Source organism: Pseudomonas sp. 9Ag (genome assembly GCF_902506445.1).
Lineage (GTDB): Bacteria > Pseudomonadota > Gammaproteobacteria > Pseudomonadales > Pseudomonadaceae > Stutzerimonas > Stutzerimonas stutzeri_AB.
Genome location: NZ_LR733836.1, coordinates 3,684,696 through 3,710,461 on the forward strand (window position 1 = coordinate 3,684,696; position 25,766 = coordinate 3,710,461).

Genomic DNA, 25,766 nt, shown 5'->3' on the forward strand with positions numbered 1-25,766 from the left:
CGGTGGCGCCTCAGAGGAGGGTTCAAAAGCATTGGAGGTACGCTCTCACCCGTGGCCAGCTGGACCGACCAGGCGCAGAATGTGGCATCGCCTGACCGTCGAGCCGAACATGTCTGCAACCGAAAGCGAGCCGCTCTCCACCCGTCACTCGATCGTGTTCAATACGTTGGTGGCCTTCGTGGTGATCATCGGTGTCTCGCTGGTCAGCATGCTTGCCAGCCTCTACCTGGCGGACGCCCTGGAAGGCGATGCCGAGGCGATCAATCAGGCTGGCAGTCTGCGCATGCAGGCCTACCGCCTGGCTTTCACGGCCGAACACGGCTCGCAAGCCCTGCTCTATGAGCGCATTGAAACCCTGCAGCAGACGTTGCGTTCTCCTTCGTTGCGCTCGGCCTTGCACCGCCACGACGGTACCCGTCTGCCGGTTTTGCACGCCGCGGTGTCGCAGCACTGGGAGCAAGGCATGCGCCCCCTGCTCGATGCGCAACCGGCGCGGCTGGAGGAGTACCGTCGGGAGGCGCCAGCGTTCGTCAACGAGCTGGACACCTTCGTTCGCACGCTGCAGGAGGCCTCGGAAGGCAAGCTCAGCGTTATCCGCGCACTGCAGGCCGGTACGCTGTTCGTCATCGTGGTGATCGCCTTTGTGCTGATCTACGGATTGCACAACAACCTGGCCACGCCGCTGCGCAGCCTGACCCGGATGGCGCGCGATATCGGCAAGGGCGATTTCAGCGGCCAGGTGCAGATTCCCGGCGATACCGAGCTGAGCCTATTGGCCCGCACGCTCAACCAGATGAGCCAGGAATTGGCCGGCCTCTACGCGGACATGGAACAGAAGGTCGATGACAAGACCGCTGCCCTGACTCGCAGCAACGCCACGCTGCAGCTGCTGTTCGACAGTGCCCGGATGCTCTACAGCAAGCCGGATGACCCCACCCAGATGATGGGCGCGCAACTCAGCAAGGTGCAGCAGATCCTCGACACCGGCCCGATTTCGCTGTGCCTGAACCGATCCGCCGAAGCGGGCAGCCACACGGCGATGACCTCCCACAATCTGCAGCCGCCGGAATACTGCCAGCTGCCTCAGTGCGAGGCCTGCCCGGTGAACCAGACCGGCCGACTGCCGACTGGCGAAGAACTGCTGACGTTCGAGCTGCGCTCAGGACCGGACGAGCTGGGCTCGCTGCGGGTGGCCAGTCGCACAGGCGAGCCACTGCGGCCCTGGCAAACGCTACCGCTGACGACCTTGGCCGATCTCTTCGCCGCATCGCTGAGTCTGGCCCGACTCGGCCAGAAACAGGCGCGCCTGGCCTTGATGGAGGAGCGTGCGGTGATAGCCCGTGAGCTGCACGATTCACTGGCCCAGGCGCTAGCCGCGCAGAAACTGCAACTGGCACGCCTCAAGCGGCTGATGCAGAAGCAGAGCGACCAGGCACAACTGGACGACAGCGTGCAGCAGATCGAGCAGGGGCTGAATTCAGCGTATCGCCAGCTGCGCGAATTGCTCACTACCTTTCGCATCAAGGTCAACGAACCCGGGCTCAAACCGGCGCTCTACGCCACGATTCAGGAGTTCAGCGCCAACTCGGGGCTGCAGGTCGAGAGTGACTACCAACTCGATCACTGCCCGCTCACGCCCAACGAAGAAGTGCACTGCCTGCAGATCGTCCGCGAAGCGCTTAGCAACGTGGTCAAGCATGCCGAGGCAGAGCACTGCTGGCTGAGCCTGACCCAGGACAGCGTCGGCACCATTCACGTCAAGATCGAGGACGACGGCGTCGGCATCCGCCTTGAAGAGCAGCGTGCCGGCCACTATGGCCTGATCATCCTGCGCGAGCGAGCCAACAGCCTCAACGGCACCATCAACATCGGCCGGCGCCCTGCGGGAGGCACTTTGGTGTACCTGCGGTTCCCGCCCGCCTACCGCCACATCTCCCCTGAAACAGGAACGGGTCACGCATGAACGAAGGGACTACTGCACGAATCCTGCTGGTCGACGACCACCCCATGATGCGTCGGGGTTTGCGTGACCTGCTGGAACTGGAAAATGACCTTGAGGTGGTCGCTGAGGCGGGCAACGGCGAGGACGCCATCGCGCTTGCGCAACAGACCGAGCCCGACCTCATCCTGATGGACCTCAACATGCCGGGTATCGATGGGCTGGAAACCACCCGGCGCATGCGCGACGTGGACATCGACGCACGCATCGTGATGTTTACCGTGTCTGATGAGCAGGGCCATGTACTCGAAGCCCTGCGCAACGGTGCTGACGGCTATCTGCTCAAGGACATGGACGCCGAACAGCTGATCGAGCAGATCCGCCTGGCGGCGACCGGCCGTATGGCCTTGAGTCCTGAACTGACCCAGGTGCTCGCCGAAGCGATTCGGGTGCGGCCCAAGCCCACCGGGCAGGTGCCATTCTCCAGCCTGACCAAGCGCGAGAAAGAGGTCCTGCGCCAGATTGCCAAAGGCCAGAGCAACAAGATGATCGCGCGCAAGCTCGGTATTACCGAAGGCACCGTCAAGGTCCACGTTAAAAATCTGCTGCACAAGCTGGGCCTGCGTTCGCGGGTGGAAGCGGCGGTCTGGGTCCTGGAGCACGAGGCCAAAGGCTGAGCCAGAGGCGCCCACTCTGCACTGCGTTTGTGTGCGTCACGCCTCAAGCTGAAGCACCGCTCCGGCGCCCTTGATAATCATCAATGCCGTCAGCGCGCAGCGCTCTATCGTCTCGCCCACGTCGACTGACCGATCGGTCAGCATCGCGCCCGCCCGGACGTCAGGAGCGCTCCATGTTGAAAATTTCGCTAATCATCACGCTGCTACTCGGTCTGCTGTCCGGCAGCCTGCCCTGTCAGGCCGGCATCAGCGACGCAGAAGCAGTCAACCGCGCCGGCATGCAGCGCATGCTCAGCCAACGCATCGCCAAAACCTACCTGATGATCGGCACCGACACCCGTGTCGACCTCGCCGCCAGTCAGCTCGACAACAGCATTGCCAGCGTCGAGGAGAACGCTCAGTGGCTCGATGAATACGCCGCTGAAGGGGATATTCGCAAAGCATTGAACGAAGCAACTGACACCTGGCACCAGTATCGTCAGTTGGCTTTGACCCGCCCGAACCGCAGCCAATCCGCCGAACTGCTGCGCCTGGCTGACCGCTTCCTCAGCCAGAGCGAAGCGCTGGTCGGAAAGATCGAGCGTCACAGCGGCAGTCAGGCCGCCCGGCTGGTAAACCGCAGCGGGCGCCAACGCATGCTCAGTCAGCGCATCGCCATGCTTTACCTGGCCATGAGCTGGAAGCTGCCAGAGCAGCGCTTGCGCAGCGATTTCGACGCTGCAGTCAATGAGTTCGAACAGGGGTTGAATGAGCTGAAAACGGCGCCGCAGAACACCGCGCAAATCGTTAGTCAGCTCGAGAAGATCGATACCCAATGGCGTTTCGCCCGGGCCGGCTTCACCTTGGCGGACGATTCTCGCTTCGTGCCTACCGTGATCGTCACCACCAGCGACTCGCTGCTGCGCAAGCTTGAACAACTGACCTTGGATTACGAACGCCTGGCCGGAAGCGCCCGATGAGTGCATCAGCTGAAGAGACTCATCCGGCACATCCGAGCAGCGGCAACTCGTTAGGCGGATACCTGACAGACCTCGGCCACCCGGCCTCAGATCAGGCGACAGGATCTCCGCGACGGAACGGCTGAGGTGAAGGCTCACCTGGACCAGGCTCTGCGTGCGGTGGGGTGTCACCCAACTTGAATGGCATCGGTGATTCGCTGACGAGCCGATGGGTAGCAGGCTCGAGGCGCTCCGACTCTGGCTCCGGAAGCTCGCGCACGGCGCGCCAGGCGAGGCCAGCAAGTACTACAGCCAGTACGCGGTAGAGCATCGAGGCCAGATCGAAGCCGACCAATTCACCGCCGTCCACCCAGAGCGACACCAGCCTTCCCAGCACCAGCGCCGCCATGGTCATTACCAGCATGATCAAGGCTGGGCGAGCTCGCTCCGGTGCGCGGGCGCTCCAGATCAGGAACAGCGCCAGCCCCAACTGCAAGCCGCCGTAGTAGACGCGCATATGGCTGACCGACGCAGTCTCCATCAACAGCATGCCGTTCAGATTGGCCATCTCGTGAGGCCGCAGCCAGTAGGCCAGACTGAGGCAGGCCATCACCAACGCCTGCGCGAGCAGAACGAAACGGGCAAAACGCATCGAAAACTCTCCTGACAGCGGCTCCGCACCATGATGGACATCCGACCGGATCACCCCGTTTTGGTTCGCCGCCCTCCCCGCGTCCGCCTCCTGTGACATTCGCTCACATGACTCGGCTTGGGCGCCCACGAGCATGCGGATATGCTGCGCACTTTCACGCCGGAGTGATCTTCATGCGCCGTTTACTGCTCGTCACCGCTCTGTTCGCCAGCCTCGCTCAGGCAGCCGACCCCATTGCCATCGAGGTGCACCGCGACGCCAATTGCGGTTGCTGCAAGGCATGGATAGAGCACCTGGAAGCCAACGGCTTTGAGGTCGACGATCACGTCGAAACCGACATGGCCGCAGTCAAGACCCGTCTCGGCGTGCCCCATAGCCTGGGTTCCTGCCATACCGGCGTGATCGACGGAAAATTCGTCGAAGGCCACGTCCCGGCTGCCGACATCCTCAAGCTCCGAGTACAACCCGATCTGATCGGTGCGGCGGTGCCCGGCATGCCCATGGGCTCGCCCGGTATGGAGATGGGCGAACATAAAGATGCGTTCAAGGTGATCGCCGTGGGCAACAAGGGTGAGCAGTCGGTGCTGGCCGAGTACCCGGCAGACTGACGAAACAGACGAAACGCCTACGAGTCGCTGAATTTGCAGTCCCTGAAGCCGGTCTGACCGGAATCAGCAACCGGCAGAGGGATTCAGGCATGCGCTGGAGAAAGGCTCGTCGCAGTGACAATGTGGTGGACGCTCGCGGCCGAAGCGGAGGCATCGGTGGCGGGCGCCTGACTCTGGCGGGCGTCGCTATCGTGGTGGTGATCGGTTTGTTATCCGGCCAGGATTCGATGCAGATCCTCGGTCAGCTGGCTGATCAGTCCGGTCCTACACCAACCCAGCAGTCCAGCGCCCCGGCCAACGGCGACGACCCGCAGGTTGCTTTCGTTCAGTCAATCCTGGGCGATACCGAGGACACCTGGCACGCTCTGTTTCAGCAGTCTGGTCAGCAGTACCGAGACCCCACTCTGGTGCTTTTTCGTGGTGGCGTGAACTCAGCCTGTGGCTTCGCCAATTCGGCAGTTGGCCCCTTCTACTGTCCGGGCGACCAACAGGTGTATCTCGACCTGCAGTTTTTCGATGAGATGGCCTCGCGCTTTTCGGTCGCGGGCGACTTCGCTCAGGCTTACGTGATCGCCCATGAGGTCGGCCACCATGTGCAAACGCTGCTGGGCGGATCGCAACAGATGCAGGCTGCCCGTCAGCGCGGCGCGCGTATGGAGGGTGACAACGGCTTGCTGGTTCGCCAGGAGCTGCAGGCGGATTGCTTTGCCGGGGTCTGGGCCAACCACGCCCAGCAGCGTCATGACTGGCTCGAGGAAGGGGATCTTGAGGAAGCGTTGAACGCGGCGAACGCCATCGGCGACGACCGTTTGCAGCAGCAAAGTCAGGGCCGGGTCGTTCCGGATGCCTTCACCCATGGCACCTCTGCGCAGCGGGTGAAGTGGTTTCGTATCGGCTTCGACAGTGGCGACCCGACACGCTGCGATACCTTCCAGACCCAACGTCTTTAATTCGGAACGCCGGTTGAGCCATTCAGTCGATCCAGCGGTAGACCGGCGCATCCGCACCGCTGTCCACCTTGACCTGCGCGCAGTGACGCAACCGCACCAGCAGGCGCTTGCCCATCTGAGCGCTACCGGCCAGCGCTTGCAGCTCCGCTAACAGCTGCGGCCCGTCCATGCTCTGCGCCGCGCGCAACAACCGTTGCGCCTCGTGCCAATGGGGATCAGCCGTCGGCTTGTCGGCCGGTCGCACCGGGGCGGTCTCGGCATGAGCGGCGGGCATCTGACGCGCCAGCTGAGCCCAGTCGTGGTCGTCCATTTCAATGCTGAGGTCCACCGGCAGCTCGCCGACATGGCCGCGAATTCGAATCATCGCCACTCTCCTGAAGACATTGGGTCGCATGCTCCCACGAGACGTTGAGACTGGCCAGCGACTGCAAACATTTGTTATAACGTAACCACTAATTGATATGGAGTCTGCCATGCGCCGTCTGCTGCTTGCCCTGCCCTTCGCCTTACTGCCCGGTTTTGCTCTGGCTGCTGAACACGATCACGACCATGCGCACCACGACAGTCTCGGCGCCCACGAGCATGGCGCAGCGGAACTGGACGCGGCGCTGGACGGTTCCACGCTGGAAGTCGAATTGCGCAGCCCGGCGATGAATCTGGTGGGTTTCGAGCACGCGCCGAGCAGCGAAGCGGATAAGCGCAAGGTCGCCGATGCACGCAAACAGCTGGAACAACCGAACGGGCTGTTCGGCCTGCCTGCGGCAGCAGGCTGCACCCTGGCCGAATCCGAGCTGGAGAGCCCGCTATTCGAAGGCGAGGGCCATGACCATGACGACGAGCACGAGCACGAGCACGAGCACGAGCACGAGCACGATGAAGATCATGAAAGCCAACACAGCGAAATCCACGCGCATTACCACTTCAATTGCGCCACGCCCGAAGCGCTAAAGGCGCTCGATCTGCAAGGCTTGTTCAAAGTGTTCCCCGATACGCAGAAGATCCAGGCACAGCTGATCGGTCCGAAAGGTCAACAGGGCGTGCAACTCACCGCGGACCAGCCACGCGCAGCCTTCTGATCTGATCCTGTCTGCCGCCTGGCTCGACGCAGTAAACTCCCGGCTCGCCCGACACGGATCATCTCGATGACCGCATCACTGCTTGAACTGCACCAATTGGGTTTCGCCTGGCCGGGCCAGGCGGAGCTGCTCGACATTCCCAACTTCACGCTGGCATCCAACCAGAGCCTGTTCCTCAAGGGGCCGTCGGGCAGCGGCAAGACCACCCTGTTGGGCCTGATTGGCGGCGTGCAGAAAGCGCAGCGCGGAACGGTTCAGCTGCTCGGCACCGATCTCGCAGCGCTTTCGGCCGGTGCGCGGGATCGTTTCCGGGTCGATCACACTGGCTATATCTTTCAGCAGTTCAACCTGCTGCCCTTCCTTTCGGTGGCTGAAAACGTCGGCTTGCCCTGTCATTTTTCCTGGACGCGAGCCGAACGCGCACGACAGCGACACGGCAGTGTTGCGCAGGCAGCGGCAAGCCTGCTCCAGCATCTCGGCCTACCGAAGAGCCTGCTTGAGCGACGGGCCGAAGCACTGTCGATCGGTCAGCAACAACGCGTCGCGGCGGCGCGTGCACTGATCGGTCAGCCGGAGCTGGTGATCGCCGACGAACCCACTTCGGCGCTCGACGCCGACAGCCGCGAAGCCTTCCTGCAACTACTGTTTGCCGAGTGTCGAGAAGCCGGTTCAAGCCTGTTATTCGTCAGCCACGACCAGAGCCTGGCGCCACTTTTCGACCGTAGCCTTTCACTGGCGGACCTCAATCACGCCGCACGCGCCCCGGAGTTGTAGGCCATGTACCTGTTGCGCCTGGCCTTGGCGAGCCTGAATAACCGCCGTTTCACCGCTCTGCTCACCGTTTTCGCTATCGCGCTATCGGTATGCCTGCTGCTCGCCGTGGAGCGCGTGCGCACCGAGGCTCGAGCCAGTTTCGCCAGCACTATCAGCGGCACCGACCTGATCGTCGGCGCCCGCTCCGGCTCGGTAAACCTGCTGCTTTATTCGGTGTTCCGTATCGGCAACGCCACCAACAATATTCGCTGGGAGAGCTTCGAGCACTTCGCCGCGCATTCCCGAGTCAGCTGGGCGATCCCTATTTCCCTGGGTGACTCTCACCGCGGCTATCGCGTGATGGGCACCAGCAGCGCCTATTTCGAGCACTACCGTTACGGCCGCAAGCAGCCCCTGCAACTGGCGCAAGGCCGGCCATTCGCCGACGATCCGTTCGAAGTGGTGCTGGGCGCCGAAGTAGCTGAGGCACTGAAATACAAGCTGGACGACCAACTGGTGCTGGCGCACGGCGTCGCCACGGTCAGCCTGGTCAAACATGACGACAAGCCTTTTCACGTAGTCGGAATCCTCAAACGCACCGGCACGCCGGTGGACCGCACGCTGCATATCAACCTTGCGGGCATGGAAGCGCTGCATATCGACTGGCAGAACGGCATGCCAGCCCGCGGCGCGGCGCGCATCGATGCCGAAGAGGCGCGCCAGATGGATCTGCAGCCCAAACAGATCACCGCATTCATGTTGGGCCTCAACAGCAAGATCGCCACCTTCACACTGCAACGTGAAATCAACCAGTTCCGCGGCGAGCCGCTGCTGGCAATCCTGCCCGGGGTGGCGCTGCAGGAGCTCTGGAGCCTGATGGGCACCGCTGAACAGGCCCTGTTCGTGGTGTCGTTGTTTGTCGTGCTGACCGGATTGATCGGCATGCTCACGGCGATCCTCACCAGCCTCAACGAGCGGCGCCGGGAAATGGCGATCCTGCGTTCGGTGGGCGCACGCCCCTGGCATATAGCCGGCCTGCTGGTGGTCGAAGCCCTCAGTCTGGCACTCGCGGGCGCGCTGCTCGGGCTCCTGCTGTTGTACATCGCCATTGCGGTGGCGCAGGGGCCGCTGCAAAGTCACTACGGTCTCTACCTGCCGCTGGCACTGCCAAGCGCCTATGAGTGGTCATTGCTGGCGGGCATACTGCTGGCTGGCCTGCTGATGGGCTGTGTGCCGGCGTGGCGCGCTTACCGGCAGTCACTGGCCGACGGCCTGTCGATCAGATTATGAGGATTTCCATGTCTCGCCTGCTTTTTGCCACCCTGCTCGCCCTAGCGGCGCCCTTCGCTGCTGCCGATGTTCGAGAGCTGCAATGGTCGGACCTGATCCCAGCGGACGCTCCGCCGCCGCCACCGCCGGTAGCGATCCACGATATGTCGCAATTGGCCGATGCGCTGGCTGCGGAAGCGGGCCCGGCTGCGGCTCAGCAATCGCCCGCCGAGCCGGTCGTCAAAGAACTAGATGGCGTTCAGGTCAAGCTGCCTGGCTATATCGTGCCGCTGGACATGGGCGAGGACGGACGAGTGACCGAGTTTTTGCTGGTGCCCTATTTCGGCGCCTGCATTCATGTGCCGCCACCGCCGTCCAACCAGATCGTGCATGCCACCAGCGAGCTCGGCGTGAAAGTGGATGAGCTGTACCAGCCCTTTTGGATCGAAGGTCCGCTAAAAGTCGAACACGCCACCAGTGAACTGGCCGATGCGGGCTATCGCATGGAAGCGCAGAAGATCTATCTCTACGAGCTTGAATAAAGGCAGCGCTGCGACGCCGTTATCAACTAGCTGAACCGCGTCATTGAGCGATACCAATCGATGTCGTCTTGCAAGCTGGCAGCAGGTAACAGCGCATATCGTGGACGCACGGTAATAACTGAGCCTCGCACATCACAGCGGGCGAACTCGCCCTTCGCTAACCAGCATCCGCATATCACCACGCAGAAAAGCGAAACCCCGCGTCGGTGCGGGGTTTCTGTTTGCCTCTACTACGCAGCGTGCGCAGCGCTCGTTCAGGACATCTCAGCGCTGCCTGAAAGCGCCATCTCAGTTCACCCCATCACCGTCAGCGAGTGCTGGCGACCTGACGCTGACGCTCGAAGCTCAGCTCGCCTTCGGCCCACTCCCGCCAGGAGCGAACCTTGCGCCGCTCGGCTCCCGCGCGCTCGGCCTGTTTCAGCGCATCGAGACCAGCCTGCCAGTGGGCTTGTTCCAGTTCCAGCTGTGCGACGTTCAGCCAGAACTTGGCGCTGCCGGATTGCGCCGCGAGATCGCGGTAGATCTGCGCCGCTTCCGAACGCTCACGGGCCTGCCACCAGAGCATGCCCAGACGCTCGCGCCGTTTGGCATCGCTGGCTAGAAGGCGCGACTGGAGCATGCCCTGAAGCAGCTTCGCACCTTGCCAGGGCTGGCCAGCAGCGCCGGCAAGCAACACCAGATTGTCCAGCTCGGCTTCGCTGAAGCGCAAACCCTTGGCATGAGCCGCACGCAGGGTTGCCAGCGCCTTGTCCTCGTCGCCAGCCATCTGCTGCAAGCCCGCCAACTGCCGCCAGCTCTTGGCTTGATCTGGATGACGAGCGAGTAGCCGGCTCTGCCAACGCTCTGCCGTCTCGTAACGTTTCAGCTCGGCATTGCCGCCTACCAGAAACTGCAACCAGGTGTCCGCAGCGTTGGGGTTGGCTTGCACGTAACGCTCAGCCAGTGGCAATGCCTTGGCATGCTGCCCGAGCCCCTGATACGCCTGCACCAGCATCTTCAGGACGTCTTCACTTGCCTTGGCGGGCGACCCCAACAGGCTGATGACCTTGGCATAGCGGCGTTCGATCAGGTTGAGTTTCGCCAGGTTGAGCCGCTCATTCGGCAGAATTGCCTCGTCCAGCTTGCCACTGGCGATCGCCTTGTCGAGCAGCTCCAGTGCTTGACGATTGTTGCCTTCAGCCCAGGCCAGATACGCCCGGCTGCGCCATAACAAGGCTTCCTCTGCACTGCCTGGCTTTGCCTCGGCCTGTTTCAGCGCGCGATGCGCAGCGCCATAGTCGCCCTTCTCCTGCGCACTCTGGGCTCGCTCCAATGCTTTGAACACCGAAGGATCAACGCTCTGGGCAGCCTGAGCCGATACAGCGAACAACAACGAGATCAACAACAGCAAACGGGGCATGTCAGCGTTCTCCTTGCAGGCGGAAATGCAGGGTTTTCACGGCTTCACGCGAAACCGCGGAACCATTTTCGGTGCGCGGGGCGAAACGCCAGCGGGCCGCGGCACGGCGGGCCTCGCGATCGAACACATTCGACGGCGAAGCCTCCAGTACGCGGATGTTTTCGACCTTACCGGCGGCAGTGATGGTGAATGCGAGCTTGATATGCCCTTCGATGCCGCGCTGACGCGCCCGATAAGGGTATTCGGGACGAACATCATTGAGCGGCATAACTTCCTGCTCGGGACCGGACTGTCCTGCCGTCTCGTCTGCCGAAGGAGCGGCTGGCGCAGGAGGTGCTGCCGGAGCGGACGCGGCTGTCAGCCCGGCGAGGCTGGACGCTGGCGCACTGGCGACCGATACACCGGTATCGATGTTCGGCAGGGGCAAATCGAGCTTCGGCAGATTGGCGCTCGGAGTCGCCATGCTCGGGGTCGGAGGCGTGGGGGTTTGGGGTGTCTTTGGTTGAGGCGGTTGCGGTGCCTGCTGCCGCGAGCGGGTCGCAGTGCTTTCGTTGCTGGTGTCCATCCGCACGAAATTGGCAATGGCCACCGGTTCGTCGGTCACCTCGCTTCGGGGCGGGTTGACCATGCTCAACATCAGCGCAAACAGCAGCAAGGCCACCACGCAGGCAGCGATGAAGGACAACCCGACGCGGGTCAGCCCACGGACCATCACTGCGCTCCCGAACTGGCGGCCAGGGCCACGTCCTGAACCCCGGCGAGACGTGCCTGATCCATCACCTGAACCACAAGGCCCGTGCGCGCATCCTGATCGGCCTGCACCACGACGGCACCTTCCGGCTGGTCGACGCGCATGCGCTCGACGTGGGCCCTGACGCTGCGTACGTCCACGGCCTGCTTGTCGATCCAGACCTGACCATCCGCCGTCACCGCAATCAGGATATTGCCCTTGTCCTGCGCGCTGGCGGTGTCGGCCTGCGGCCGCTGAACCTCGACACCGGATTCCTTGATAAAGGAGCTGGTGACGATGAAAAAAATCAGCATGATGAAAACCACGTCGAGCATCGGCGTCAGGTCGATGCTGGTGTCTTCTTCCTGCTGGTAGTGGTGACGACGCATACGCATCCGTTAATCCTCAATCGTGACGCAGCTGGTCGGCCAGCCGGTCGAGAGCCTGGCGCGAAATACGTTCGAGACGCGCCAGGCTAAACAGTCCAGTGATGGCCAGCACCATGCCGGCCATGGTCGGCAGTGTCGCCTGCCAGACGCCCGCGGCCATTCCGCGCGGGTTGCCAGTGCCGTTGAGCGCCAGCACATCGAATACCGCAATCATTCCGCTGACGGTGCCCAGCAATCCAAGCAGCGGGTACATCGCCACCAGCGTCTTGCTCATGCGCAAGGGACCGGCCAGCTGCTGCTGGGCCTGCGCCAGCCAGGCGCTACGAACGGCGCGTTGCCAGCTACCGGAATCGCTGCCCAGGCGTGACCAGGCCTCGCGGCGGGCTTCCACCCAGCGCGGAAACACCCGGCGCATGAACCACAACCGCTCGAAGACCAGCGTCCAATACAGCACGCACAAGGCGGCCAGCGCCCACATCACTGCGCCACCCGCCGCCATGAAGTCGAGCAGCGCATAACCGCTGTCGACCAGACGCAGCCATTGGCCATGCAGATCAGTCACGACGCGGAGTCCCCGACAGATGCAGCGCGATCAGGCCAGCGCTTTGCTGTTCGAGCAGCTGGATCAGCGCCTTGCTGCGGCTGGCCAGCAGGCTGTGTAGGAACAACAGAGGAATCGCTACCACCAGCCCCAGCACCGTAGTAACCAGCGCCTGGGAAATACCGTCGGCCATCAGCCGAGAATCCTCGCCGCCACTCTGTGTAATTGCCTGGAAGGTCACGATCATCCCGGTCACCGTGCCCAGCAGTCCGAGTAGCGGCGCGACGGCGCTGAGTAGCTTAAGCAGCGGCTGGCCGCGCTCGAGTGGTGGTGTTTCCTGGAGGATCGCCTCGTCGAGCTTCAGCTCAAGCGTCTCGAGGTCTGACAGTTGGGGCTTCGGCCCCAGCACACCGATGATGCGGCCCAATGGATTATCGTCACGCGGCTGATTGAGTTCGCGCGTTTGCCGGTTTACCGCTCGTCCAACCCGAGCCAGATAGACCATGCGCCATACCGCAAGGATCAGGCCGATGGCACCCAGGACGAGAATGACCCAGCCGACCAGACCACCTTGCTGGACACGGTCCCACAATTGGGGCTGGCGCTGCAGCTGAGCCAGCAACGAACCACGGCTCGGGTCGATCGGCAGCGTGGCCAACGCCTCGCTGCTATTCATATAGTCTTTGACCGTTCCCATGCCGGAAGGCTGACGGCTCGGCGTCAGCAACTCGCGAGCGTCGCTGTCGTAGCGCAGGAAATTATCATCGGTGAATGCCGAGAAGTTACCGACCCGCAGAACCGGCTGGGTGCTGCGCTGCCCGTCGACGCCGACTACCGGCAGCTCTACACGCTCCACCTGACCACTGGCCGTAAGGTCCTCAAGCAGCGTCATCCAGAAGCTGTCCAGATCATCGGCCGACGGCAGCGTACGGCTTTCCGCCAACGCCCGCAGGCGCTGCAAACGCTCCGGATACTGGGCATTGAGCAGACTGTCCTGCCATTGTCCGGCGATGTCACCAGCGCTCTGCCTGACCACACCAAACAGTTCACCGAGATGACCGACGCGCTGAGCCAGCAGCTTTTCCTGCTCGGCCAACTCGGCTTCCTGACGATCGAACTCAGTTTTCAGACGCTCAGCTTCGGCTTTCTGTTTGTCAAGCGCAGCATTGGCTCGCGCCAGCAGTTGCGCTTGCTCGCTGCGATTCTGAATGAAGGCCTGCTCGCGCGCTTGCATGGCGTCGACTTCCGCGGCGCGCTCGCTGCGAATACGCTGGAGCAACTGGTCGGGGCTCAGGGGCTCGGCAGCCTGAACCATTGCCGGCAACAGTCCGATGAGCAATAACGTCAACAAGCGGCTCATTGCGCAGCCTCCTTGGCCAGGGTCTTGATGGGCAGTTCGAGCCAGGTCGGGGCTTGCTGTTGACGAGCAATGGCGATCGCCTTGGTGATTGGCCGGCGCGCGCTGCCATCGAGTATTTCCCAGGCGCGGGTCTTCGGGTTCCACCAACCGCTCTCGTGTGCATCGAGTGTCTGGTAATAAAGCATCGTCCGACCCAGACGCAGGAATTCGACGCTGCGACTGCCGCCTTCGACCGGCAGCTCGCCGCGCCAGGCTTCCAGGGTCCGGCCGTAGTCACTCTCGATCTGGTAGGCCTCGAGGATGCGGCGATATTTCTCAGCAAGGCTGACGTCAGCGCGCGCCTGCATGTCCTGCAGGCTGGCGAGGCGATCGGCGCGCTCGTCGGGGAGGAACGGAAGGTCTGCCGCGATGAACTCCTCAAGCACTTCGATCATCCGCCCCATCTGCGGCGCAACGGCTTCCTGGGTACGCTCGATGCTATCCAGCTGACGCTGAAATCCATCCAGTTCCTTGCGCTGCGCAGCGGTCAGCTCGACCAACTGCTCGTTGTAGGCCTTCAGGGCCTCAGCCTGCTGAACGGCATTGCGGTATTCGGTGAGCATTTGCCGCGTCGCGTCATCGAGTTGCTCGATACGCGCCTGCGAGGCCTTGGCTTCGGCAGCCAGTTGCTGGCTTTCTTCTAGCGCAGCGTCCAGCGGAGCCGCGTTAAGCGGCAGGCATAACGACAACAGCACGCCTGCGAACAAGCGGGTCGGGTACTGATTCATGCGGAGCGGATCCTCGGTTCACGGCAGCCTAAAACGTTATGTTATAACAAATGATAATAATCGCGCAGCTCATCTTTAAACCACGACGCATATCCGGCCACTGCGGTTCAGAAAAGAGAAACATTATCATCTAGATCCGCAAAAGAAGGCAACCCGGGCATTACGTCGCAGCCGGGGCAAAGCGGAACGTTTCGTTGAGCTGGATCAAAGTCGCCAGGTCCGCACGCCCTACCATGGCCACCAGTCGCAACACACCATGTCTCGATGGAGTTTCCATTATGCGCAAGACCCTGTTTACCGCGTCCGTGTTGGCCGTAGCTCTCGCCTCCCCCTTCGCCCAGGCCTACCAGGCTGGTGATGTACTTCTTCGTGCTGGTGCGATCACAGTTGATCCGCACGAGGAAAGCGGTGACATCTGGGTAGGCGCCCTCTCTACGAGCGTTGCCGGGACCAAGGCTACGCTCGATAGCGACACCCAGCTGGGTCTGAACTTCGCCTACATGGTTACCGACAAAATCGGCATCGAACTGCTCGCCGCCAGCCCCTTCACTCATGACGTCGGTGTTGCTGGCATGCCCGGCGGTTTTGCATCGCTGAACGGCAAACTGGGCGAACTCAAGCATCTGCCACCGACCCTCAGCGTCGTCTACTACCCGCTCGACAGCAAGTCAGCGTTCCAACCCTACGTCGGCGCTGGCATCAACTACACCTGGTTCTTCGATGACAAGCTGAGCAGCGAAGCTGAGGCCAAGGGCTTCAGCGGCCTGGACATGAAGGACTCTTGGGGCTTGGCTGCGCAAGTGGGCATGGATTACATGCTGACCGACAATGTGATGGTCAACGCCCAGGTTCGCTATATCGACATCGATACGACAGGCACAACGAACTTCGGCGGCGCCAAGGTCAAAGTCGACGTAGAAGTCGATCCAATGGTCTACATGGTCGGCCTCGGATACAAATTCTGAAGTCATCGGCATTGCCGAATCTCAGACAAAACAAAGGCGCCATTCGGCGCCTTTTTTGATTCCGCGAATCGCTACAAACCTAGCAACTTGGTCAGACCTTCACGCATTCCGGTAGCAGGCTCTGGTAAGCGATAGCGCTGTAGCAGCCGCGCGTTGTTAGCACGCGAATGCCGGATGTCCCCCTGCCGCGCCGCCTGGTATGTCACCTCGGGCAACCCGCCCAGCACATCATCCACAGCACCAAGCAGCTGGTTCAGCGAGGTCGCCTGGTTCAGCCCGACATTCACAGCGCCCTCCTGGACCTCGGGTGACTCCAGTGCCTGCACCAGAAGCTCAACGAGATCGCCGACATACACGAAGTCTCGCGTCTGCTCGCCGTCGCCAAATACGGCGATAGGCAAGCCCTTCTGGGCACGCTCGGTAAAGATGCTGATCACGCCCGAATAGGGCGAGGACGGATCCTGGCGTGGGCCGTAGATATTGAAGAAACGGAAGACTACCGGTTCAAGTCCATGCTGACGCCGGTAGAAATCCAGATAGTGCTCGCTGGCCAGCTTGTCTGCAGCATATGGCGTCAGTGGCGCTTTCGGCGTGTCTTCGCCTATGGGCTCGCCCTCTCCGTTATTGCCGTATACCGCCGCACTCGATGCAAAAAGTACCCGGCGTATACCGGCTTCGCGCATCGCCTCACAGAGATTCAGCGTTCCTACTAGATTGCTCTGATGCGTACCAACCGGATCATCGACCGAGGCCTGTACCGATGCCACAGCCGCAAGGTGCACAACGGCGCGACATCCCCGAACGGCATCGCATACGGTTTGTGCATCCGCGACGTCGCCAACGATCAGCTCAACGACCGCATCATCCGGCAAATTGCTGCGCTTGCCGGTAGACAGATTGTCCAATACCCGAACGGCATAGCCTCGAGCAACAAGTGCATCAACCAAGTTAGAGCCGATGAACCCGGCCCCTCCGGTAACCAGAACAGGCAGTTCAGCCATGACGGTAATAACGCTCCAGTAAGCTCGGCAGCCCCGTGCGCCAGGCACGCGGCTTGATGCCAAAGGTGTTGAATATTTTCTTGCAAGCCAACACGCCGTGCTGTGGCTCGTCTGCTGCATCTGAGCAAGCCGCATGAGCGATGGGGGTCAGGCCTTCAACCGCCAGCGGGCGATAACTGGCCGCCTCGGTCAGGAGCGCCTGACCAACCACCAGAGGGGTTGACGCCTCATGCCCACCATAGTGATAGGTTCCCCAAAGTGGCGCCTGACAATCCAATTGCTTCAGCACAGCCAGGATGACCCGCGCCGCATCTTCCACCGGCGTAGGATTGCCACGACGGTCATCGGCGAGACACAGCTCCTCGCTCTGCTCAAGACGCTGGAGGAAACGCCCTAGCAAGCCGTCCGAACTGTCGTCCAGCAACCAGCCAAAGCGTAGCAAAACGTGCCGAGGGCAGAGCGCACGCACGCTCTGCTCCATACGCCATAGGGCACAGCTACGCGCGTCCAGCGGCGCAACTTCGTCTTTTTCGCTGTAGGAAGTCGTTCGGGCCCCATCAAAAACACGGTAGCTGGACGGCTGTATCAATACGAACTGATGATGCTGCCCCAGCTCGGCCAGGCGCTCTACGGCACGCTCCTGCTTGGTCAGCGCCGTTTCATCGACCCGCCCGCTCTGGAACCAGTCGAAGTAATAGGCGAGGTTGATCACGATATCCGGACGGTTATCGTCGAGCAAAGTGGTCAGACTTGGCGCATCCCAGCCCTGACTGGGCGGGCGCGGCGCGAGAAAGCCAATGTCTTCCTCGGCACCCAGGCGGATAAGCGCCTGACCCAGGGCATTACCGCCGCCCAACAGCATCAGGCGCATTCGCATGGAGTGAACTCTAGAACGGGATATCGTCGTCGAAGCTGTCGTAGTCCGGCGCAGGCTGCTGAGCGGGTTGAGGCTGAGACTGCGGGCGCGACTGCTGCTGCGGTTGGGATTCACGCTGCGGGCGCGGCTGGGATTGACGCGGCGCATCGTCGGAGCTGCCACCACGGCCACCAAGCAACTGCATGGTCCCGCCCATGTCCACGACCACCTCGGTGGTGTAGCGTTTAACGCCGTCCTTTTCCCACTCACGGGTCTGCAGGCGGCCTTCGATGTAGCACTGCGAGCCCTTGCGCAGGTATTCGCCAGCAATCTCGGCAACCTTGCCGAACAGCACGACGCGGTGCCACTCGGTGCGCTCCTGCTGCTGGCCGGTTTGCTTGTCCTTCCAGCTGTCGGTAGTGGCCAGCGTGATGTTGGTCACCGCATTGCCATTGGGCATGTAGCGGGTTTCCGGGTCGCCGCCGACATTGCCGATCAAGATGACTTTGTTCACCCCTCTGGCCATGGGTAACTCCTTTGCTCAAACATGAAGGTGGTTGGCTCGAATCCGCATGCGGGAAACAGCCAATGACCGGCAATCTTACCCTACCGCCCGAAGTGGGCCAACCGGCGCGACCGGACGAAGGCCAAAGCCAAACCTACATACCGAAAATCTGGCGCCTTTCCTTCAGGCCACCAGGTGATCCAGCGCAGCTCGATCCAGCACCTTCATGTCCACCTTCACATAAGCAGCGGCCTCCTCGACGATCACCACCGCGTCGGATACGCCCGGGATCGCCATCATCTGCTCCGTAAGTGCCGGATTACGCGCCGCACCGGCGGACAGCGGCAGACGCAGCCCCGTGACGTACGGCGGCTCTCGCATGCTCCAGGTCACAACAAACCAGAGCGCGCACAGCGCTGCACACCCCGCGAACACCGTCCCTAGACCACCCAGCTGGTAGAGCCAGCCGCCGAGCACGCCGCCCAGGCCGGAACCAAGGAACTGACTCGTTGAATAGATCCCCATCGCCGTTCCCTTGCCACCCGCCGGGGCGACCTTGCTGATCAGCGACGGCAACGAAGCTTCCAGCAAGTTGAAAGCGATGAAGAAGACGATCATGCCGCCGACCAACGACCAGAGCCGATCGCCGAACCACCAGAGGAACAACTCGGAAAGTACCAGCACCGCGACCGCACCCAGGACGATGCGCCTCATCTGACGCTTCTTTTCACCATAGATAATGAAAGGCACCATACCGAAGAAACCTACTACCAGCGCGGTAAGGTACACCCACCAGTGCTCCTCCTTGGGCAGGGCGGCTTCATTCACCAGCGCCAGCGGTAACGCGACGAAGCTGGCCATGAGAACGGCATGCAGCGCGAAAATACTGAAATCAAGCCGCAACAGATCGGAATGGCGGAGCGTTGCACCCAGAGCCTGCCGGGCGACTCCGGATTCCCGGTGCCGGATATGTGCTGGCGCGCGCGGAAGTACGGCTACGACCAGCATGCCTAGCGCTGCCATACCAGCCGTCACCCAAAACAGCCCGGAAAGTCCGAATGCACTCGTCAGCAGCGGGCCAACAACCATCGCCACCGCGAACGACACGCCAATGCTCATGCCGATCATCGCCATTGCCTTGGTGCGATGCTGCTCACGGGTCAGATCGGACAACAGGGCCATCACCGCGGCCGAGATCGCACCCGCCCCCTGCAGGACACGACCGGCGATGACTCCCCAAATGGTGTCGGCCGTTGCGGCAAACACAGCGCCAGCAGCAAAGATCAACAGCCCGAAATAGATCACCGGAAGACGGCCAATTCGATCGGAAATGATTCCGAACGGAATTTGCAGCACCGCCTGGGTCAAACCATAAGCACCAATGGCGAGACCAATGAGTGCCGGCGTTGCACCCTGCAGATCCATACCATAGGTTGCTAGCACCGGCAGAACCATGAACATGCCGAGCATGCGAAACGCGAAAACCAAGGCTAAGCCGGAGGCTGCGCGGGTTTCGCTAGCGCTCATGCGCTCGCTGTAAGGATCCTGCATGTGGGGTCTCGCTTGAATTAACCGGCGGCGATTCTAGCAGTCATCCCCTGCTCGGCACAGGTTCGCTACTTTGCCGCGATGTCGCCCCTGGCCGTATACTTTCGGGTTTTCGCCCGCCATGCGAGGCTGCTTTGGACAAGATTCTGATTCGTGGGGCTCGTACCCACAACCTGAAAAACATCGACCTGACCTTGCCACGCGACAAACTGATCGTGATCACTGGCCTGTCTGGTTCGGGCAAGTCCTCGCTGGCCTTCGACACGCTCTATGCCGAGGGCCAGCGCCGCTACGTCGAATCTCTGTCGGCATATGCCCGGCAGTTTCTCTCGATGATGGAAAAGCCCGACGTCGATACCATTGAAGGGCTCTCCCCGGCCATATCCATCGAGCAGAAGTCGACCTCCCACAATCCACGTTCCACCGTCGGCACCATCACCGAGATTTACGACTACCTGCGACTGCTCTATGCACGTGCGGGCACGCCACGCTGCCCTGACCATGACGCCCCGCTGGAAGCCCAAACGGTCAGCCAGATGGTCGACCAGGTTCTCGCGCTTCCTGAAGGTCGCAAGCTGATGCTTCTTGCGCCGGTCATCCGCGAGCGCAAGGGCGAGCATCTGGCGGTATTCGATGAATTACGCGCGCAGGGTTTTGTACGCGCTCGGGTCAACGGTCGACTCTACGAGCTCGATGAATTGCCGAAGCTGGACAAGCAGAAGAAGCACTCCATCGACGTTGTCGTGGACCGTTTCAAGGTCCGCAACGACCTGCAGCAGCGTCTCGCCGAATCGTTCGAAACGGCGCTGAAACTGGCCGACGGCATCGCCTTGGTCGCGCCGATGGAAGAAGAGGATGACAGCGAGGAGATGATTTTCTCTGCTCGCTTCGCCTGCCCCGTCTGTGGACACTCGATCAGTGAGCTGGAGCCAAAGCTCTTCTCTTTCAACAATCCAGCTGGGGCCTGTCCAACCTGTGATGGCCTTGGCGTCAAACAATTCTTCGACGCCAAGCGCCTGGTCAATGGCGAGTTAACACTGGCTGAAGGCGCTATCCGCGGCTGGGATCGGCGCAATGTTTATTACTTCCAGATGCTCGGCTCACTCGCCTCGCATTACGGGTTCAGCCTCGACGAGCCATTTGACGCTCTACCCGCCGAGCAGCAGAAATATGTTCTGCGTGGCAGCGGTAAGGAAAATGTCGACTTCCGCTATCTGAACGACCGCGGCGACATCGTAAAGCGATCGCACCCTTTCGAAGGTATCATCCCCAACCTCGAACGCCGCTACCGCGAAACCGAATCCAACTCGGTACGTGAAGAACTCGCCAAGTATCTCAGCACCCAGCCCTGCCCGGAGTGCCGTGGTACTCGACTGCGCCGCGAAGCTCGCCATGTTTGGGTCGGGGACAAGACGCTACCGGCAGTGACCGGGCTGCCGATTGGCGACGCCACAGAATATTTCGCTGGACTCACACTACCGGGCCGCCGCGGCGAAATTGCAGACAAGATCCTCAAGGAGATCTGCGAGCGACTGCAATTCCTGGTGAACGTTGGGCTGGACTACCTGACCCTGGACCGCAGCGCTGACACGCTGTCCGGCGGCGAAGCCCAGCGCATCCGCCTGGCGAGCCAGATCGGTGCAGGCCTGGTCGGCGTCATGTACATCCTCGACGAGCCTTCGATTGGCCTACACCAGCGAGACAACGAACGCCTGCTGGGCACCCTTCGCCACCTCCGCGACATAGGCAACACAGTGATTGTCGTCGAGCACGATGAGGACGCTATACGCCTGGCAGACTACGTCGTCGACATTGGCCCAGGCGCCGGCGTGCATGGCGGGCAAATCGTCGCAGAAGGCACGCCCGACGAAGTGATGTCCAACCCTGCTTCGCTGACCGGTGGGTATTTATCTGGCCGGGTAAAGATTCTCTATCCAGCCGAACGTACACCGCGCGATCCAGGCAAGCTGCTCAAACTCAAGGGCGCGCGGGGCAATAATCTGCGCAATGTGGATCTGGAGATCCCTGTCGGCCTGCTTACCTGCATCACGGGAGTTTCGGGTTCGGGTAAGTCGACGCTGATCAACAACACGCTTTTCCCGATCACCGCCACAGCCTTGAACGGCGCTACAACACTGGAAGTGGCACCACACGACTCGTTCGACGGCCTCCAGCACTTGGACAAGGTCGTGGACATCGATCAGAGCCCGATTGGAAGGACGCCTCGCTCTAACCCGGCCACCTACACCGGCCTCTTCACCCCCATTCGCGAACTGTTTGCCGGCGTACCGGAAGCACGGTCGAGGGGCTACGGACCGGGGCGCTTCTCCTTCAACGTGAAGGGCGGGCGCTGCGAAGCCTGCCAAGGCGACGGCGTGATCAAGGTAGAAATGCATTTTCTGCCCGACATCTATGTGCCCTGTGATGTGTGCAAAGGCAAGCGGTACAACCGCGAAACGCTAGAGGTGAAGTACAAGGGCAAAAGCATCACCGAAGTGCTGGGCATGACCATTGAGGAAGCCAGGGAATTCTTCGACCCCGTGCCTGCGGTGGCGCGCAAGCTGCAAACGCTAATGGACGTAGGGCTGTCTTATATAAAGCTGGGACAGAGTGCGACCACGCTGTCCGGCGGCGAAGCTCAGCGCGTCAAGCTATCCCGAGAGCTTTCCAAGCGCGACACGGGCAAAACCCTGTACATCCTCGACGAGCCAACCACTGGCCTGCACTTCGCGGATATCCAGCAACTCCTTGACGTACTTCACCGTCTTCGCGACCACGGCAATACTGTTGTGGTAATCGAACACAACCTTGACGTCATCAAGACCGCTGACTGGCTCGTGGATCTAGGGCCGGAAGGAGGCTCGAAGGGCGGACAGATCATCGCAACCGGCACCCCTGAACAAGTCGCCTCGATGACCCAGTCACATACCGGTCATTTCCTGAAGCCTTTATTGGAGCGCGACAAGGCCTGACAGCAATAAAAAAGCCGGGCATAACGCCCGGCTTTACATTGGCTATTCAGCGACTCCGCAGGAATAGTCCGCGCCCCAGACAGCGCCCAACCATATGCCGAATCAGCAGTCCCGATACGGCCAACGTAACTCGACGCGCTCATCCGGCCCTAGAGCAGCTCACCCTATCTGCAGCCAGCGACGCACTACTGCTTGCCGTCATGGCCGGTAACACCCGCGTCCATGACTGAGAAAGCGAATACCTTAATCGGCCATGCTTCACTCAGGTCATCTTAAGCGATCGCCGATTCGCTGGAATGGCAGATGTAAAGATCCATACGCATAAAAAAACCGAGCATGCGCTCGGTTTTTTTAAGCAAGCAACGCTTACTCAGCAGCTTCCACTTCACCGGTGACCGGACGGTCAACCAGCTCAACGTAAGCCATCGGTGCATTGTCTCCAGCGCGGAAACCACACTTGAGAATACGCAGGTAACCACCTTGACGGGTGGCGTAACGCGGGCCGAGATCGTTGAAAAGCTTACCAACGATAGCCTTGGAACGAGTACGGTCGAAAGCCAGACGACGATTAGCGACGCTGTCTTCCTTAGCCAGAGTGATGAGCGGCTCGGCTACGCGACGCAGTTCCTTGGCCTTAGGCAGGGTAGTCTTGATCAGTTCGTGCTCGAACAGCGACACCGCCATGTTCTGAAACATGGCTTTGCGGTGAGCGCTTGTGCGGCTGAGATGACGGCCACTTTTACGATGACGCATGATTGAAATTCCTTACCAAACGATCAGTTCGGTGACTATGGTCGATCAGGCCGTAGCCTTATCGTCCTTCTTGAGACTGGCCGGCGGCCAATTGTCGAGGCGCATGCCGAGGGACAGACCACGAGAAGCCAGAACATCTTTGATTTCGGTCAGAGATTTCTTGCCCAGGTTCGGCGTCTTCAACAGCTCGACTTCGGTGCGCTGGATCAGATCACCGATGTAGTAGATGTTTTCTGCTTTGAGGCAGTTCGCCGAACGCACGGTCAGTTCCAGGTCGTCAACTGGACGCAACAGGATCGGATCGATCTCGTCTTCTTGCTCGACCACGACCGGCTCGCTGTCACCCTTGAGGTCGACGAACGCGGCCAACTGCTGCTGCAGAATGGTCGCGGCACGACGGATCGCTTCTTCAGGATCCAGGGTTCCGTTGGTTTCCAGGTCGATAACCAGCTTGTCCAAGTTGGTACGCTGCTCAACACGAGCATTTTCGACAACATAAGCCACGCGACGGACCGGACTGAAGGTTGCGTCGAGCTGAAGACGGCCAATGCTACGGCTCTCATCTTCATCACTCTGACGCGCATCAGCCGGCTCGTAGCCACGGCCGCGAGCGACCTTGAGCTTCATGTTGATCGAGCCATTAGCCGCCAGGTTGGCGATCAGGTGATCGCCATTGACGATTTCGACATCGTGATCCAGCTGGATATCGGCAGCGGTAACAGCGCCCGCGCCCTTCTTCACCAGGCTCAAGGTCACTTCATCACGGCCGTGCAGCTTGATGGCGATACCTTTGAGGTTCAGCAGGATTTCGATGACATCTTCCTGCACGCCCTCGATAGCGCTGTACTCGTGAAGCACACCGTCGATCTCAGCCTCGACCACAGCGCAGCCGGGCATGGAGGACAACAGAATACGACGCAGCGCGTTGCCCAGGGTATGGCCAAAACCGCGCTCGAGGGGCTCGAGAGTGATCTTGGCACGGGTCGGACTGACCACCTGCACATCGATATGGCGGGGGGTCAGGAACTCATTTACCGAAATCTGCATGGATACACCTATTTTCTAGCCCTTACTTGGAGTAGAGCTCGACAATCAGGTTTTCGTTGATGTCGGCAGACAGATCACTGCGCGCCGGAACATTCTTGAAAACACCGGATTTCTTGTCGGCATCTACTTCGACCCATTCAACGCGACCGCGCTGTACGCACAGTTCAAGGGCTTGGGCGATACGCAGCTGGTTGCGGCACTTTTCACGAACGGCTACCACGTCGCCAGCTTTAACCTGGTAAGACGGAACGTTCACTGTCTGACCATTTACGCTAATCGACTTGTGCGAGACCAGCTGACGCGATTCGGCACGAGTAGAGCCAAAGCCCATGCGATACACGACGTTATCCAAACGGCACTCGAGCAGTTGCAGAAGGTTTTCACCGGTAGCGCCCTTGCGGCTGGCAGCTTCCTTGTAATAACCGCTGAACTGGCGCTCGAGAACACCATAAATGCGGCGGACTTTCTGCTTCTCACGCAGCTGGGTACCGTAGTCGGACAAACGACCACGACGCTGACCGTGAACACCAGGTGGGGTTTCGATGTTGCACTTTGATTCGAGCGCGCGCGCACCACTCTTCAAGAAGAGATCGGTGCCTTCACGACGAGACAGTTTGCACTTGGGACCAATATAACGAGCCATTTCTCACTGTCTCCTGATTACACGCGGCGCTTCTTCGGCGGACGGCACCCGTTGTGCGGGATCGGCGTCACGTCGGTGATGCTGGCGATTTTATAACCACAGCCGTTCAATGCACGAACAGCAGATTCACGGCCCGGACCAGGACCCTTGACATTGACGTCGAGGTTCTTGAGGCCATATTCCAGTGCCGCTTGACCAGCACGCTCGGCAGCCACCTGGGCAGCGAACGGGGTGCTCTTACGGGAGCCGCGGAAACCGGAACCACCAGACGTCGCCCAGGACAACGCATTGCCTTGGCGATCGGTGATAGTGATGATGGTGTTGTTGAAAGAAGCGTGGATATGGGCGATGCCATCAACCACCGTCTTTTTTACTTTTTTACGAGGACGAGCAGCAGGTTTTGCCATGATTAGATTCCTGTCGATGCGCTAATGCGATTACTTGCGGATCGGCTTACGCGGACCCTTGCGGGTACGAGCGTTGGTCTTGGTACGCTGACCGCGGACCGGCAGACCACGACGATGACGCAGGCCGCGGTAGCAACCCAGGTCCATCAAGCGCTTGATCTTCATGTTGACTTCGCGACGCAGGTCACCTTCAACGATGAACTTGCCCACTTCGCCACGAAGCAGCTCAACCTGCTCGTCAGTGAGATCCTTGATTTTTGCTGCCGGGTTTACACCGGTAGCGGCACAGATTGTCTGTGCGCGAGTGCGACCAACACCATAGATGTAGGTCAGCGAGATAACAGTGTGCTTGTTATCCGGAATGTTTACGCCTGCAATACGGGCCATTCAGTGAAACTCCAATTGACAGCTACCCAACGCCCCGGAAGCCAAGAAAAGGGCGCGAGATACTAACGCTGTAATAACAAATAATCAACCCG

Annotated in this window: 27 protein-coding genes and 1 pseudogene; 11 read left to right on the forward strand and 17 right to left on the reverse strand. The window is 60.8% G+C overall.

Features of this window, described 5'->3' with window-relative positions:
• Positions 1–2 precede the first annotated feature (2 nt).
• The 3 genes and pseudogenes from ALTERO38_RS16720 to ALTERO38_RS16730 all read left to right on the forward strand — a co-directional run bounded on the left by ALTERO38_RS16720 (position 3) and on the right by ALTERO38_RS16730 (position 3,575).
• A pseudogene (locus ALTERO38_RS16720) lies at positions 3–2,030 on the forward strand (histidine kinase).
• Complete coding sequence (gene narL / locus ALTERO38_RS16725; RefSeq protein ID WP_234484583.1) at positions 2,008–2,616, forward strand: two-component system response regulator NarL; 609 nt, start codon at positions 2,008–2,010, stop codon at positions 2,614–2,616. Before ALTERO38_RS16720 ends, narL begins: the two are co-directional and overlap by 23 nt.
• 173 nt (positions 2,617–2,789) lie before the next feature.
• Positions 2,790–3,575, forward strand: coding sequence for a type IV pili methyl-accepting chemotaxis transducer N-terminal domain-containing protein (locus ALTERO38_RS16730; protein WP_159969068.1), 786 nt, complete (start codon positions 2,790–2,792; stop codon positions 3,573–3,575).
• Positions 3,576–3,666: 91 nt separating this feature from the next.
• Here the strand turns inward: ALTERO38_RS16730 and ALTERO38_RS16735 are convergent, their stop codons facing one another.
• A complete protein-coding gene (locus ALTERO38_RS16735; protein WP_159969069.1) occupies positions 3,667–4,206 on the reverse strand; it encodes a DUF4345 domain-containing protein in 540 nt (179 codons plus the stop codon).
• Between the two features lie 173 nt (positions 4,207–4,379).
• Here ALTERO38_RS16735 and ALTERO38_RS16740 point away from each other — a divergent pair, with 173 nt between their 5' ends.
• A complete protein-coding gene (locus ALTERO38_RS16740; RefSeq protein WP_159969070.1) occupies positions 4,380–4,814 on the forward strand; it encodes a DUF411 domain-containing protein in 435 nt (144 codons plus the stop codon).
• 89 nt (positions 4,815–4,903) lie between these two features.
• The gene (locus ALTERO38_RS16745) at positions 4,904–5,764 is read left to right on the forward strand and encodes a neutral zinc metallopeptidase (protein WP_159969071.1); all 861 of its coding nucleotides are present in this window, start codon (positions 4,904–4,906) and stop codon (positions 5,762–5,764) included.
• Positions 5,765–5,786: 22 nt separating this feature from the next.
• Here ALTERO38_RS16745 and ALTERO38_RS16750 read toward each other — a convergent pair whose 3' ends face one another.
• Entirely contained in the window at positions 5,787–6,128 is a 342-nt protein-coding gene (locus ALTERO38_RS16750) for a hypothetical protein (protein WP_159969072.1), read from the reverse strand.
• Positions 6,129–6,237: 109 nt separating this feature from the next.
• Between ALTERO38_RS16750 and ALTERO38_RS16755 the strand changes: the two genes are divergently transcribed.
• From ALTERO38_RS16755 to ALTERO38_RS16770, 4 genes are all read left to right on the forward strand, one after another.
• Entirely contained in the window at positions 6,238–6,840 is a 603-nt protein-coding gene (locus ALTERO38_RS16755; RefSeq protein ID WP_159969073.1) for a DUF2796 domain-containing protein, read from the forward strand.
• 66 nt (positions 6,841–6,906) lie between these two features.
• Complete coding sequence (locus tag ALTERO38_RS16760; protein WP_159969074.1) at positions 6,907–7,614, forward strand: ABC transporter ATP-binding protein; 708 nt, start codon at positions 6,907–6,909, stop codon at positions 7,612–7,614.
• A gap of 3 nt (positions 7,615–7,617) precedes the next feature.
• Positions 7,618–8,883: an ABC transporter permease gene (locus ALTERO38_RS16765; protein WP_159969075.1), complete on the forward strand. Its 1,266-nt coding sequence runs from the start codon at positions 7,618–7,620 to the stop codon at positions 8,881–8,883.
• A gap of 8 nt (positions 8,884–8,891) precedes the next feature.
• The gene (locus ALTERO38_RS16770) at positions 8,892–9,404 is read left to right on the forward strand and encodes a DUF3299 domain-containing protein (RefSeq protein WP_159969076.1); all 513 of its coding nucleotides are present in this window, start codon (positions 8,892–8,894) and stop codon (positions 9,402–9,404) included.
• 307 nt (positions 9,405–9,711) lie between these two features.
• On the opposite strand, the gene ALTERO38_RS16775 is transcribed toward ALTERO38_RS16770, so the two are convergent.
• Genes ALTERO38_RS16775 through ALTERO38_RS16800 form a run of 6 tightly spaced genes read right to left on the reverse strand, consistent with a single transcriptional unit; the run spans position 9,712 to position 14,590 of the window.
• Positions 9,712–10,803 carry a hypothetical protein gene (locus tag ALTERO38_RS16775; protein ID WP_102838114.1) on the reverse strand — a complete coding sequence of 364 codons (1,092 nt, stop codon included), beginning with the start codon at positions 10,801–10,803 and terminating at the stop codon, positions 9,712–9,714.
• A gap of 1 nt (position 10,804) precedes the next feature.
• Complete coding sequence (locus tag ALTERO38_RS16780) at positions 10,805–11,515, reverse strand: energy transducer TonB (protein WP_159969077.1); 711 nt, start codon at positions 11,513–11,515, stop codon at positions 10,805–10,807.
• Entirely contained in the window at positions 11,515–11,928 is a 414-nt protein-coding gene (locus ALTERO38_RS16785) for a biopolymer transporter ExbD (RefSeq protein ID WP_159969078.1), read from the reverse strand. Before ALTERO38_RS16785 ends, ALTERO38_RS16780 begins: the two co-directional genes overlap by 1 nt.
• A 10-nt stretch (positions 11,929–11,938) precedes the next feature.
• A complete protein-coding gene (locus ALTERO38_RS16790) occupies positions 11,939–12,484 on the reverse strand; it encodes a MotA/TolQ/ExbB proton channel family protein (protein ID WP_159969079.1) in 546 nt (181 codons plus the stop codon).
• Complete coding sequence (locus ALTERO38_RS16795; RefSeq protein ID WP_159969080.1) at positions 12,477–13,823, reverse strand: MotA/TolQ/ExbB proton channel family protein; 1,347 nt, start codon at positions 13,821–13,823, stop codon at positions 12,477–12,479. Before ALTERO38_RS16795 ends, ALTERO38_RS16790 begins: the two co-directional genes overlap by 8 nt.
• Entirely contained in the window at positions 13,820–14,590 is a 771-nt protein-coding gene (locus tag ALTERO38_RS16800) for a DUF3450 domain-containing protein (RefSeq protein ID WP_148926955.1), read from the reverse strand. Before ALTERO38_RS16800 ends, ALTERO38_RS16795 begins: the two co-directional genes overlap by 4 nt.
• Before the next feature lie 278 nt (positions 14,591–14,868).
• Here ALTERO38_RS16800 and ALTERO38_RS16805 point away from each other — a divergent pair, with 278 nt between their 5' ends.
• Positions 14,869–15,555, forward strand: a complete 687-nt coding sequence (locus ALTERO38_RS16805) for an OmpW family protein (RefSeq protein WP_159969081.1) — start codon at positions 14,869–14,871, stop codon at positions 15,553–15,555.
• A gap of 71 nt (positions 15,556–15,626) precedes the next feature.
• On the opposite strand, the gene ALTERO38_RS16810 is transcribed toward ALTERO38_RS16805, so the two are convergent.
• The 4 genes from ALTERO38_RS16810 to ALTERO38_RS16825 form a co-directional block, all read right to left on the reverse strand.
• A complete protein-coding gene (locus tag ALTERO38_RS16810) occupies positions 15,627–16,556 on the reverse strand; it encodes an NAD-dependent epimerase/dehydratase family protein (protein ID WP_159969082.1) in 930 nt (309 codons plus the stop codon).
• Positions 16,549–17,433, reverse strand: a complete 885-nt coding sequence (locus tag ALTERO38_RS16815) for a sugar nucleotide-binding protein (RefSeq protein WP_159969083.1) — start codon at positions 17,431–17,433, stop codon at positions 16,549–16,551. Before ALTERO38_RS16815 ends, ALTERO38_RS16810 begins: the two co-directional genes overlap by 8 nt.
• Before the next feature lie 10 nt (positions 17,434–17,443).
• A complete protein-coding gene (locus ALTERO38_RS16820) occupies positions 17,444–17,938 on the reverse strand; it encodes a single-stranded DNA-binding protein (RefSeq protein WP_019339955.1) in 495 nt (164 codons plus the stop codon).
• Between the two features lie 162 nt (positions 17,939–18,100).
• Positions 18,101–19,468 (reverse strand): MFS transporter, encoded by a 1,368-nt coding sequence (locus ALTERO38_RS16825; RefSeq protein ID WP_159969084.1) that lies wholly within the window; start codon positions 19,466–19,468, stop codon positions 18,101–18,103.
• 131 nt (positions 19,469–19,599) lie between these two features.
• Between ALTERO38_RS16825 and uvrA the strand changes: the two genes are divergently transcribed.
• A complete protein-coding gene (gene uvrA, locus ALTERO38_RS16830; protein WP_159969085.1) occupies positions 19,600–22,437 on the forward strand; it encodes an excinuclease ABC subunit UvrA in 2,838 nt (945 codons plus the stop codon).
• A gap of 366 nt (positions 22,438–22,803) precedes the next feature.
• Here the strand turns inward: uvrA and rplQ are convergent, their stop codons facing one another.
• From rplQ to rpsM, 5 genes are read right to left on the reverse strand one after another with little or no spacing between them, the layout of a single operon-like run.
• Positions 22,804–23,190, reverse strand: a complete 387-nt coding sequence (rplQ, locus tag ALTERO38_RS16835; protein ID WP_019339959.1) for a 50S ribosomal protein L17 — start codon at positions 23,188–23,190, stop codon at positions 22,804–22,806.
• A 45-nt stretch (positions 23,191–23,235) separates the two neighbouring features.
• Positions 23,236–24,237: a DNA-directed RNA polymerase subunit alpha gene (gene rpoA, locus ALTERO38_RS16840; protein WP_019339960.1), complete on the reverse strand. Its 1,002-nt coding sequence runs from the start codon at positions 24,235–24,237 to the stop codon at positions 23,236–23,238.
• A gap of 22 nt (positions 24,238–24,259) precedes the next feature.
• A complete protein-coding gene (gene rpsD / locus ALTERO38_RS16845) occupies positions 24,260–24,880 on the reverse strand; it encodes a 30S ribosomal protein S4 (protein WP_102838124.1) in 621 nt (206 codons plus the stop codon).
• Positions 24,881–24,897: 17 nt separating this feature from the next.
• Positions 24,898–25,287 (reverse strand): 30S ribosomal protein S11, encoded by a 390-nt coding sequence (gene rpsK / locus ALTERO38_RS16850; RefSeq protein WP_014854207.1) that lies wholly within the window; start codon positions 25,285–25,287, stop codon positions 24,898–24,900.
• 30 nt (positions 25,288–25,317) lie between these two features.
• Complete coding sequence (gene rpsM / locus ALTERO38_RS16855; protein ID WP_073301056.1) at positions 25,318–25,674, reverse strand: 30S ribosomal protein S13; 357 nt, start codon at positions 25,672–25,674, stop codon at positions 25,318–25,320.
• Positions 25,675–25,766: the final 92 nt, after the last annotated feature.

Excerpts from the sequence above, each read along its gene's own strand:
- narL (WP_234484583.1), top strand. The coding sequence starts at position 2,008 with ATGATGCGTCGGGGTTTGCGTGACCTGCTGGAACTGGAAAATGACCTT.
- ALTERO38_RS16730 (WP_159969068.1), top strand. The coding sequence starts at position 2,790 with ATGTTGAAAATTTCGCTAATCATCACGCTGCTACTCGGTCTGCTGTCC.
- ALTERO38_RS16735 (WP_159969069.1), bottom strand. The coding sequence starts at position 4,206 with ATGCGTTTTGCCCGTTTCGTTCTGCTCGCGCAGGCGTTGGTGATGGCC.
- ALTERO38_RS16740 (WP_159969070.1), top strand. The coding sequence starts at position 4,380 with ATGCGCCGTTTACTGCTCGTCACCGCTCTGTTCGCCAGCCTCGCTCAG.
- ALTERO38_RS16745 (WP_159969071.1), top strand. The coding sequence starts at position 4,904 with ATGCGCTGGAGAAAGGCTCGTCGCAGTGACAATGTGGTGGACGCTCGC.
- ALTERO38_RS16750 (WP_159969072.1), bottom strand. The coding sequence starts at position 6,128 with ATGATTCGAATTCGCGGCCATGTCGGCGAGCTGCCGGTGGACCTCAGC.
- ALTERO38_RS16755 (WP_159969073.1), top strand. The coding sequence starts at position 6,238 with ATGCGCCGTCTGCTGCTTGCCCTGCCCTTCGCCTTACTGCCCGGTTTT.
- ALTERO38_RS16760 (WP_159969074.1), top strand. The coding sequence starts at position 6,907 with ATGACCGCATCACTGCTTGAACTGCACCAATTGGGTTTCGCCTGGCCG.
- ALTERO38_RS16765 (WP_159969075.1), top strand. The coding sequence starts at position 7,618 with ATGTACCTGTTGCGCCTGGCCTTGGCGAGCCTGAATAACCGCCGTTTC.
- ALTERO38_RS16770 (WP_159969076.1), top strand. The coding sequence starts at position 8,892 with ATGTCTCGCCTGCTTTTTGCCACCCTGCTCGCCCTAGCGGCGCCCTTC.
- ALTERO38_RS16775 (WP_102838114.1), bottom strand. The coding sequence starts at position 10,803 with ATGCCCCGTTTGCTGTTGTTGATCTCGTTGTTGTTCGCTGTATCGGCT.
- ALTERO38_RS16780 (WP_159969077.1), bottom strand. The coding sequence starts at position 11,515 with ATGGTCCGTGGGCTGACCCGCGTCGGGTTGTCCTTCATCGCTGCCTGC.
- ALTERO38_RS16785 (WP_159969078.1), bottom strand. The coding sequence starts at position 11,928 with ATGCGTATGCGTCGTCACCACTACCAGCAGGAAGAAGACACCAGCATC.
- ALTERO38_RS16795 (WP_159969080.1), bottom strand. The coding sequence starts at position 13,823 with ATGAGCCGCTTGTTGACGTTATTGCTCATCGGACTGTTGCCGGCAATG.
- ALTERO38_RS16800 (WP_148926955.1), bottom strand. The coding sequence starts at position 14,590 with ATGAATCAGTACCCGACCCGCTTGTTCGCAGGCGTGCTGTTGTCGTTA.
- ALTERO38_RS16805 (WP_159969081.1), top strand. The coding sequence starts at position 14,869 with ATGCGCAAGACCCTGTTTACCGCGTCCGTGTTGGCCGTAGCTCTCGCC.
- ALTERO38_RS16810 (WP_159969082.1), bottom strand. The coding sequence starts at position 16,556 with ATGGCTGAACTGCCTGTTCTGGTTACCGGAGGGGCCGGGTTCATCGGC.
- ALTERO38_RS16815 (WP_159969083.1), bottom strand. The coding sequence starts at position 17,433 with ATGCGAATGCGCCTGATGCTGTTGGGCGGCGGTAATGCCCTGGGTCAG.
- ALTERO38_RS16820 (WP_019339955.1), bottom strand. The coding sequence starts at position 17,938 with ATGGCCAGAGGGGTGAACAAAGTCATCTTGATCGGCAATGTCGGCGGC.
- ALTERO38_RS16825 (WP_159969084.1), bottom strand. The coding sequence starts at position 19,468 with ATGCAGGATCCTTACAGCGAGCGCATGAGCGCTAGCGAAACCCGCGCA.
- rplQ (WP_019339959.1), bottom strand. The coding sequence starts at position 23,190 with ATGCGTCATCGTAAAAGTGGCCGTCATCTCAGCCGCACAAGCGCTCAC.
- rpoA (WP_019339960.1), bottom strand. The coding sequence starts at position 24,237 with ATGCAGATTTCGGTAAATGAGTTCCTGACCCCCCGCCATATCGATGTG.
- rpsD (WP_102838124.1), bottom strand. The coding sequence starts at position 24,880 with ATGGCTCGTTATATTGGTCCCAAGTGCAAACTGTCTCGTCGTGAAGGC.
- rpsK (WP_014854207.1), bottom strand. The coding sequence starts at position 25,287 with ATGGCAAAACCTGCTGCTCGTCCTCGTAAAAAAGTAAAAAAGACGGTG.
- rpsM (WP_073301056.1), bottom strand. The coding sequence starts at position 25,674 with ATGGCCCGTATTGCAGGCGTAAACATTCCGGATAACAAGCACACTGTT.